We start from the raw sequence: 7,826 nt of genomic DNA, 5'->3' as shown, positions 1-7,826 counted from the left end.
CCCTTGTCCCCCTTGTCCCCCTTGTCCCCCTTGCCAAAATCAAACAAAAACCTGATCCTCTTGTGGAAGGGGAACTGAGTTTACGCCATTCGACTCTATCAAGGAAATTGAGAGACCTTCGCGAGCCATAATGGTATTGCGAAAATGGACAGAGGCTTCGTCGCCGACGCGATCGAGGAAATCATCATTATGGAGCGGCTCGTGGTGGAAGATTGCTAATTTTTTCACATTAGCGGCTTTAGCCACCTTGACTGCCTCCTCCCAGGTAGAATGTCCCCAACCTTGCTTGGGAGTTGCGCTGCTGTAGTATTCGTCATTGGTGTAGGTGGCATCGTAAATCATCACATCAGCATTTTGTGCCAGTTTGAGGACATTGGGATCTAACCCCTCTGGTCTATGCTCAGTATCAGTAATATAGGCAGCAGAATAGCCCCGCCAATTGATGCGATAACCGACAGCTTCACCAGGATGATTCAACAGAGCATTTTCTATAATAATTTCGCCAATTTGTACTGGCTTACCAATTTCCAGTTCATTAAACCTCAAATCGGCTTGCATGACCCGTAAGGGAACAGGAAAATTGGGGTCTAGCATTTGGTCAGTGAGGCGCTCTTTAATGGTAGAACCATTTGGCGCGATCGCTCCGTAAATATTGAACCTATTTCCCTTGAGAAATGCTGGGATAAAGAAGGGAAATCCTTGGATGTGATCCCAGTGGGAGTGGGTGAAAAAGATCGAGGCTTCCACTGGCATCTGCGACAATAGTGATTGCCCCAAGACGCGCAAACCCGTACCACCATCAAAAATCAGTCGTTCACCACCGACTCGCATTTCCACACAAGGGGTATTGCCGCCATAGCGAACCGTTTCCGGTCCAGGACAGGCGATACTCCCTCTAACACCCCAAAAGTGAATTGTAAATAAGTTGTTTTGTGTACTAGACATAATGTTTCCTTCCAGGCTTTTCCAGGCAATCAACTATTAATGTTTTACCAGGTTAATTACAGCGATCTTCATTTCACTCCCAAGGATTATTTTTCCCTAGCCTCGTCCCTGAAGTAACTCTCATCATTCTCATTATCAGTGGGTAGTGCATCAAATATCAAAACCGCTGTAGGAGCGGAGCGTAAATATTTTTTGGGGATTCACCAGCTCAAGCCTCATCATTATCTGTGAGTGTTTACAGTATTACTAACCCTCCCTTTTCCAGTTAGAGGGTTCACTCTACTCTATAGGAAAATTGGACTGGGATCAGCTAGGATAAATTTTTAATATCTCAAGACAACAGTTGTCTTACATTCGATCCATCCTCACAATACTCATATATTTTCTTTGGAGGTAATTCCCTGGGTTCTGCGAGGGGTAGTTGCACGAATTAGCTGAGTCACTACTTGGAGTTGAGGGTAACAGCTCCGATGGGGGATGCCAATTCCTGTTTCAGGATATAAAGGCTTGAGCAGCTACTATTCTCGCTTTAATTAGCGTAGCAGTTGTAGCTCCAACCTGTCTTGTCCTCGATCTGCTTTAAGGATGTGATTTATATCACTTTCAATCGCTTGTGAATATGCTTTGTTCTGAAGTTGCCGAATAAGTGGAGAATGGAGAAGAGAGTAATTGGTAGTTTATCTCTAACCACTCACCACTAACCACTAGCCTGCCAAGGACACTATGGAACCAAAAGTTGAAATCTACACTTGGAGCCGATGCCCGTTTTGTATCCGTGCTAAGGCATTATTGAATGACAAAGGCGTTGAGTTTACTGAATACTGTATTGATGGCGATGAAGAAGCCAGGAAGACTATGGCAGTGCGAGCCAATGGGGGTAGTTCCCTCCCCCAGATTTTTATCAACGATCGACATATTGGCGGATGTGATGATCTGTTCGATCTCGACTATCGCGGAGAGTTAGATCCCCTATTGCAAACGGGCACATCTGTTAATAATGTAAGTTCCTAGTTATAAATCAGGCTGTTGCTTAAATGGCTAACTGCTAATCGCTAATCGCTACTATTTTTAGCTTTACTAATAGCTAAAAGTTACGCAACTAGGCTATGGATACTTTTACTGGTGCGTTACGAAACGTAACACACCCTACATATATAGGACTGACGGATTTAGGCTATCTGTAGGGTGCGTTATGTAACGCACCTACTATATATGGAGTTTAGTGACAGATTTTGCGTAAGTCCTGATATAGTTGGCGTAAGTTCTGTTAGCGATTAGCGATTAGCATCAGATCAATTTTATGGAAATTATCTGCGATAATTCATTGCTCAATTACTTTACTTACGGGAGATATTTGTGAAATTTGCCTTTATTATTGACCCAATCTCAAAACTAGACCCCAGTCACGATACCAGTGTAGCTCTTATGGAAGCTGCACAACTATTGGGTCATGAAGTTTGGGTTACTCAAGCTGAGAAGTTGATGGTGGTGAAAAGTCAGGCTTGGGGACTTTTGCAGGAGGTACAGTTAAAGCCAGTGGAATTAGTAGAAGGGCGCTGGCAAGTTAGCGAACCATGGTATACAGTATCTGATAGCGTCTGGCACTCTCTAGAAGAGATGGATGCTGTTTTCATGCGTACCGATCCCCCAGTCACTATTCATTACCTCTATACTACTTATATTCTCGACTACATTAACCCAGAAAAAACCTTAGTAATTAACAGTCCATCGGGATTGCGGAGTGCTAATGAAAAAATGTATGCCCTCCAGTTTCAGGAAGTAATTCCAGAAACAATAGTGACTCAAGATAAGCTAGTTATTCGTAAATTCGTCCAGGAAAAAGGCGCAGGCGTACTCAAACCATTGGGTGGCAAGGCAGGTGAAGGGATTCTTTTTCTGGAAGCGGGCGATCGCAATTTGAACTCTTTAATCGAAATTAGCACTAAATGGGGTCGGGAGCCTGTCATGGTTCAAACTTATTTACCTGCCGCTAAAGAGGGAGATAAACGCATCATTCTACTTAATGGCGAACCCATTGGCGCTCTAAACCGCATTCCTACTGGTAGCGACTTTCGCGGGAATATGGCGGTTGGTGGTAGAGTAGCCGCAACTGACATTACTCCCCAAGAGGAGAAAATATGTGAGAGTTTAAAGCTGAAGTTACAGGAGGATGGATTATATTTTGTGGGGATTGATGTCATTGGTGGCTACCTCACTGAAGTTAATGTTACTAGCCCCACTGGTATTCGTGAAATTGACCGTCTTAATGGTACAAGTTTGGGTAAGCAGGTGATTGATTGGGTGGAACAAATATCTAAGAGATAATGGTTTTTGGTTCTTGGTTGTTGGTTATTGGTTGTTGGTTAGGAAACAGACTTTTTTTTTTAACGCATAGACGCGCAGCGGCTTCTCGTCAGAGTAGAGCGCAAAGGAATGCGCAAAGGTACGCAAAGAATTACAATCATCTGATTACTGATAAAAAAAAATACTACTTGGCTATCATAGAACAAAAAAACAGCAATAAAAAAAAATAAGCCGCTCTAACCAAAGCCCATGATCCAGAATAAAACAACTAACAACTAACAACTAACAACTAACAACTAACAACCAACAACCAACAACAAACAACAAACAACCAAAAACAATGAACAAAGAAATTGGTGTAGCAATTATCGGTACTGGATTTGGAGAAAAAATCCACATTCCCGGATTCCAGATTCATCCCAGTACAAAAGTAACATGTGTTTATCACCGCGATATTAATAAAGCAAAGGCAATTGCGCAAACTCATAATATTCCCCAGATTTGCAATAACATAGATGAACTACTCGCACTACCAGATGTCCAAGCTGTCAGCATTTCCACCCCGCCATTCCTCCATTATGAAATGGCAAAGCAGGTGTTGGAGGCAGGTAAACATCTGTTACTAGAAAAACCGATGACACTATCGGCAATGGAAGGACGGGAACTTTACCAAATTGCAGCGGCAAATGGTGTTATTGCTATGATGGATTTTGAATATCGCTTTGTACCTGCATGGCAAAGATTTGCCGAATATTTGGCAGAGGAATATGTAGGGAAAAAGCGGCTAATTAAAATTGATTGGTTGGTATCGAGTCGTGCCGATACTCAACGTCCCTGGAATTGGTATGCTGAAAAAGATAAGGGAGGAGGAGTATTAGGAGCAGTAGGCTCTCACGCTTTTGATTATATTAGTTGGTTATTTGGTCCGGTGCGTCGATTGGTAGCTCAATTGAGTACAGCTATTCCTGAACGTCCCGATCCTACCACTGGCGGCTGCAAAAAACCAGTGGATGCGGATGATACTTGTCTATTGTTATTGGAATTAGCCGATGGTACGCCCTGTCAGTTAAGTATTAGTTCCGTTACCTATCAAGGGAGGGGACACTTTATCGAAGTTTATGGGGAGCGCGGTACATTAGTTTTGGGTAGCGATAACCAGAAAGATTACGTCCATGGGTTTCGTCTCTGGACGGGATTAGCAGGGAATCCGTTAACAGAAGTGGAAATTCCTAAACGTCTAGAATTTCCTCAGACTTATCCTGATGGGCGTTTAGCTCCATTTATTCGAGTAATCGATCGATGGGTGGAAGGGATTGAGACGAGTAAGGTGATGATTCCTTCACTTAAAGAAGGGGTTTACTCCCAACTATTAATGGATTTAAGTCATCAATCTCATGAAACAGGTAGTTGGGTAGAAGTGCCGGATTTTGATGTATTTTTGGGTGGAAATTCCTAGTCCCTAAATTCATCAAACTATATGTCACCCATACAGCAGATTGCAGGTTTATGAAGTACACCTCAGAAACCCGGTTTCTCTGCACCTCACATATCTGAAAATTACTGCTACTGTACCTCATAACAGCGGTAGCCGCTGTATCTCTCCTCCTATTTTCAATTCATCCACCTATTTAGTTTTCCCGATTACCAATCATTAGAAGTTTTAAACCAATACCATCCATCACCTAATTGATAAATATTATAACCAGCAGCACCAAAGGGACTACCTTCTGGATTCGGTTGATAACTAAATCCATAGGAAATAGTATCAGGTGATAATCCATCTCCATGGCTATAAACTCTGAAATATTTATCGCCACGGGAACCAGAGAAATATTCATCAACTTGGTAAATGCCAAATTTAGTGTCAATCAATTGCGGTTTGCTGGTGCTGGAAGGATGGGCTGCTAGCCACCTTTCAAAGGCAGAATGGGAGAAAAAGAATCCAATCCGTAGCGGTATATAAAACTTTAGTAGACAAGATGAAACAGTAAGAATGAGTAATATTCTCGTTAAACGACGGCATCCCCACTTGATTGATGAATCTTCTCGCCTCAACCAAAGAGCGATAGCAGCAATCGCAATCCCGCCAATCAGCAATAACCAGAGTAATGCAATCCCCATAAACATCGCAAGCCCGTTCATCATACCGGGATAAATACTCAACAACAGCGTTAAGCTACTGATAAAAATAGCGATACTTAATAGGAGATTAAATCCGATTCGCCAAATCATACTATATAATTATTATTGTCAAACTCTGGACAACTAGGCTATCAGGGTCGAATGACCAGCAACTACATGCCAAGTATTATTGGAAGAAAGTGTCCATATCCGTGTAAATCTAAAATCACCATCAGCTTTTGCACCAGCGTAAGTCCCCACTATCCGTAATCGTACAAAAACAATAGCCACATTGCCAGTAATTTTAATATATTGCTCAGAAGGTGTTACTGCTTCAATTTTTATTAGTCCGGATTGATGTAATTCAAGATCGTCTTGCTTGGTAATTAACTCGCCCAGGTGACTGGTAAATCTAAGTTCCGGTGCGAGAAGTTCATCAAGTTCTTTTACGTCAGAGTGAAGCATTGCCAGTCTGAGACGTTCTTCACACTCAATAATTTCTGTTTCAATTAGATTGCTCATTGAGTCTCCCTTTTATTTTAGAATTGAATAATCCGTGCTTTTAAATGATGTGTATTTTAATTAGTAACATCTCGTCAAGAAAACCACAGCAATTGCCAGATATTGAATTATTTTCAAGTACTTTGTATTCTGTTGTTTGTAATAAAAAAACACAGTAACTACGGAAGAGCGATATCACCTCACCGTAGCACAAACATAAGTTTATGCGATCGCAAAGCGCGTACAGCAAGGACATCGCGCCCAATGGTATATTCTCTCTCTCAGGTTTACCCCCACTATTGATTACCCGATGGAGAAACGTCAGGAGTACCAAATGAAGGACAATTTCTAGGATGGGGATGGAGAAACGATAAAATAACGGAGTATCATCGTGCCACAAAAGGAGCGGGAATGGCAAATTTCAAACGGGATCTATACAATACATTTAAACCAGATCGCCCGCTTCCAGGAGGAGATCCCCGATATGTGAATTGCCAGAGTGTGCGTGGGGATGGGGATATTTGCCGGGATATCGGTGAAAAACTGATTCTCTCCGATGAAAAAACCTGTCAACTCTATACAGGACATCGGGGTGCGGGGAAATCGACGGAATTGATGCGGTTGAAGGATTATTTGAGCGAGAATCACTGCTATGTGGTGTATTTTGCGGCTGATGATGAGGATATTGAGCCGGAAGATACTCAGTATACAGATATTTTACTCTGCTGTACTCGCCGCTTGTTGGAGGCGCTGAAAGACAGTGCTAAACCCACGCCTTTGCTGGATTGGTTGGGCAGTCGCTGGGGGGAGTTAAAGGATTTGGCAATGTCGGATGTGGAATTCGATAAGTTGACTGTGGAGGCGCAGATTACGCAGTTTGCCAAGCTGACGGCAAATTTGCGCACAGTCCCCAGTTTACGTCAGGAAATTCGCCGCAAAGTCGATCCGAATACGGTGACTTTGATTAAGGCATTAAATGAGTTTATTAATGAGGCGCAACTTAAGTTGCCAAAAGGCTGCACCGAGTTGGTGGTTATTGCCGATAATTTAGATCGGATTGTGCCTGTACCGGAGGCAAGTGGCAGGTGGAATCATGAGGAGATTTTTGTCGATCGCTGCGAACAACTGAAAGCGCTAGATTGTCATACCATTTATACAGTGCCGATTTCCTTGGCTTATTCTGCTAATGCCACGAATTTGATGGATATTTATGGTAATCCCACGCAAATTTTGCCGATGGTGATGGTGAAAACGCCGCAGGGGGATGTTTACGCGCCGGGATTGCAGAAAGTTAGAGAAATTATTCAGAAGCGCGTCGCACAAGTTGATGGAAATTTGTCTATTGAAACCCAATTATTTGAAAGTGAGGCGAGTTTAAATCAGTTGTGTTTGATGAGTGGGGGACACATGCGAAGTTTGGTTTCGTTGCTGCGAAGTGCGATTAGTTATACTGATTCGTTTCCCATTTCGCAAAATGCGATCGCAAAAGCCATTACCCAAGCTCGCAATAGTTACCGCCGAGCTGTGGAAGAGGAACTTCGCCAAGAGCGAAATCAGTGGCAAATTTTGGCACAAGTTTATCGTTCTAAGCGGATGAAGAATGGGGATGAATATAGGCGTTTGTTGTTCAATCGTTGTTTGTTGGAATATTGTTATGTGGATGAGGAGGGGGAAGAACATCGATGGGTGGATGTGAATCCGCTGATTGTTAAATTGCCGGAATTTCAAGAGGCAGTGAAGGGTTTGGCAGATTGAGCTGGCGACTGGAAGTCGCGCCTAGAGAATCAAAACCCGCCTTCGCGGGTTGGCAGATTGAGCTGGCGACTGGAAGTCGCGCCTAGAGAATCAAAACCCGCCTTCGCGGGTTAGGAGAGTCTGCGAAGGCAGACTTTGTTTTTGTAGTCGCGGTTTCAACCGCCACCAATCTAAATATCGATGGTGAAACAGATGAGTGA

The 7,826-nt window shown here is 43.0% G+C and carries 7 protein-coding genes; 4 read left to right on the top strand and 3 right to left on the bottom strand.

The features are described from left to right. Positions 1–39: 39 nt before the first annotated feature. Positions 40–945 carry an MBL fold metallo-hydrolase gene (locus NJ959_RS22225; protein ID WP_254013927.1) on the bottom strand — a complete coding sequence of 302 codons (906 nt, stop codon included), beginning with the start codon at positions 943–945 and terminating at the stop codon, positions 40–42. Positions 946–1,668: 723 nt separating this feature from the next. Between NJ959_RS22225 and grxC the strand changes: the two genes are divergently transcribed. From grxC to NJ959_RS22210, 3 genes are all read left to right on the top strand, one after another. Continuing rightward, positions 1,669–1,956, top strand: coding sequence for a glutaredoxin 3 (gene grxC, locus NJ959_RS22220; RefSeq protein WP_254013926.1), 288 nt, complete (start codon positions 1,669–1,671; stop codon positions 1,954–1,956). A 345-nt stretch (positions 1,957–2,301) separates the two neighbouring features. Then, entirely contained in the window at positions 2,302–3,270 is a 969-nt protein-coding gene (gshB, locus tag NJ959_RS22215; RefSeq protein WP_254013925.1) for a glutathione synthase, read from the top strand. 319 nt (positions 3,271–3,589) lie between these two features. Then, entirely contained in the window at positions 3,590–4,705 is a 1,116-nt protein-coding gene (locus NJ959_RS22210; RefSeq protein ID WP_254013924.1) for a Gfo/Idh/MocA family protein, read from the top strand. A 185-nt stretch (positions 4,706–4,890) separates the two neighbouring features. On the opposite strand, the gene NJ959_RS22205 is transcribed toward NJ959_RS22210, so the two are convergent. Both NJ959_RS22205 and NJ959_RS22200 read right to left on the bottom strand, forming a co-directional pair. Further along, entirely contained in the window at positions 4,891–5,481 is a 591-nt protein-coding gene (locus NJ959_RS22205; RefSeq protein WP_254013923.1) for a hypothetical protein, read from the bottom strand. 33 nt (positions 5,482–5,514) lie between these two features. Then, complete coding sequence (locus tag NJ959_RS22200) at positions 5,515–5,892, bottom strand: nuclear transport factor 2 family protein (protein WP_254013922.1); 378 nt, start codon at positions 5,890–5,892, stop codon at positions 5,515–5,517. 390 nt (positions 5,893–6,282) lie between these two features. Here NJ959_RS22200 and NJ959_RS22195 point away from each other — a divergent pair, with 390 nt between their 5' ends. Next, positions 6,283–7,626: an ATP-binding protein gene (locus tag NJ959_RS22195; protein ID WP_254013921.1), complete on the top strand. Its 1,344-nt coding sequence runs from the start codon at positions 6,283–6,285 to the stop codon at positions 7,624–7,626. Positions 7,627–7,826 lie beyond the last annotated feature (200 nt).

It is taken from the genome of Limnofasciculus baicalensis BBK-W-15, from assembly GCF_024178385.1.
In the GTDB taxonomy this organism is placed as follows: Bacteria; Cyanobacteriota; Cyanobacteriia; order Cyanobacteriales; family Coleofasciculaceae; genus Limnofasciculus; species Limnofasciculus baicalensis.
The sequence above is the reverse complement of the archived record's forward strand: the minus strand, read 5'-3'. Positions and strand labels throughout refer to the sequence as shown.